The 1,280-nt window shown below is 47.2% G+C and carries 1 protein-coding gene and 1 pseudogene; both read left to right on the top strand.

Going from position 1 to position 1,280, the window contains the following annotated elements:
* Window positions 1–651, top strand: a 651-nt coding sequence (locus FJZ26_06075) for a deoxyhypusine synthase (protein MBM3229974.1), incomplete at its 5' end; no start/stop codon positions are given.
* Window positions 652–780: 129 nt separating this feature from the next.
* Window positions 781–1,280, top strand: a pseudogene (locus FJZ26_06080) (arginine decarboxylase, pyruvoyl-dependent).

A 1,280-nucleotide genomic window follows, 5' to 3' on the forward strand; every position in this document is an offset into this window, starting at 1 on the left:
GAGCTGAGGGAGTGCGATTTGACAACCGGCAGGATTGCTGACAGCATTGAGCCAAGGCCATACTCCTCGCGCGAATTCATAGTTGAAATGGGCAAATACCTCGACAAGAACCTTTCAAAGTTTCCAAAGGCAAAGGAGTCAGTCATCTGGATTGCATACAAAAAGGGAGTGCCAATATTTGTTCCTGCATTCTCAGACTGCTCTGCGGGATTCGGGCTTATCTATCACCAGTACATGAAGCAGAAGAAAGATGGCAGGAATGCCAAAGTTGTCAGCATTGACTCTGCCAAGGATTTCCTTGAGCTGACCAAAATAAAGCTTGAGGCAAAGCAGACCGGGCTGTTCATGGTTGGGGGTGGAGTGCCAAAGAATTTTGCGCAGGACACTGTTGTTGCGGGCGAGGTTTTGGGAAAGGAAGTTGACATGCACAAGTATGCTGTCCAGATAACAGTTGCAGATGAGAGAGACGGAGGATTGTCAGGCTCAACTCTGAAAGAGGCACATTCATGGGGCAAGGTTGGCGAGGCATTTGAGCAGATGGTTTACTCAGAAGCCACGATTGCGATGCCATTGATTGTAAGCTATGCCTACCATTCAGGCGGATGGAAGAGCAGAAAGGCAAGCAAGTTCAATGAAATGCTTGACAAGTAAGCTGGCCTGTGCGCCAGGACGAGGGGCTTAAATCAATTTTTTATTCAACTCATGCTAGTGGGAATAAACATTGCATAGAAAAGGCATTGGAGAGGCTTATAGCAAAATTGCAGGAGGAAATGATGCAAAATGATAGCGAACAAGATGTTTTTTGTCAAGGGCGTTGGAGTGCATAAGGAAAGGCTTGCGTCTTTTGAGGCAGCGCTGAGGGATGCGGGCATTGAAAAATTCAACCTGGTTTATGTTTCAAGCATTTTCCCGCCAAACTGCAAAATCGTGACCAGTGAGCAGGGATTAAAGCACCTGAAGGCAGGGCAGATTGTGTTCTGTGTCACGAAGCGAAACAAACGAGCCGAACAGGCTTATTTCGTCTGCAATAGGCCTTGCAGTTCCAAAAGACACTGATGCCTATGGCTATCTTTCAGAGCACCATGCTTATGGCGAAAAGGCAGAGAAGTCAGGGGAATACGCAGAAGACCTTGCTGCTTCAATGCTGGCAACAACCCTGGGCGTTGCGTTCAACTCAGAAACTGCTTGGGAAGAAAGGGAGCAGGTTTACAAAGCAAGCGGAAAGATTTTCAAAACCACAAATATAGTGCAGTCTGCAGAAGGCAACAAGGATGGCATGT

It is taken from the genome of Candidatus Parvarchaeota archaeon, from assembly GCA_016866895.1.
In the GTDB taxonomy this organism is placed as follows: domain Archaea; phylum Micrarchaeota; class Micrarchaeia; order Anstonellales; family VGKX01; genus VGKX01.